The 336-nt window shown below is 62.5% G+C and carries 1 protein-coding gene; it reads right to left on the bottom strand.

Features of this window, described 5'->3' with window-relative positions:
• The coding region (locus tag HMPREF3036_RS12570) for an FAD-binding protein (protein WP_156469743.1) at positions 1-336 on the bottom strand (336 nt) is incomplete at both ends.

Raw genomic sequence — 336 nt, 5'->3', positions numbered from 1 at the left:
CGCCGAAGAAGAAGAGGTTGTCGTCCTCGAAGCGCACGCCGAGGTAGTCGCGGCACCACTTGGCAGCGTCAAGCGCTTCGTGCGTCATGACGTTGATAACCTTCATGTCGCCCTTGCCGTCGCCGCCCTTGAACGTGTCCTGGGCATGCAGTTCGGGAGAGTCGTCGTTGATGCCGAGCTTGGGCTGGACCCAGTTCTTGGCGACATTCATTTCAGCGCCCGAGATGAGCGAGTTGCCGCCGACGGCGGGCATCTTTTCAAGAAGGACGACATTGGCGCCGGCATTCCTGGCGGTGATGGCGGCGGAGAAGCCCGCACCGCCCGCACCGATCACGA

Source organism: Sutterella sp. KLE1602, from assembly GCF_001578585.1.
Lineage (GTDB): Bacteria > Pseudomonadota > Gammaproteobacteria > Burkholderiales > Burkholderiaceae_F > Sutterella > Sutterella wadsworthensis_A.
This window is presented reverse-complemented; position numbering and strand designations above follow the sequence as displayed.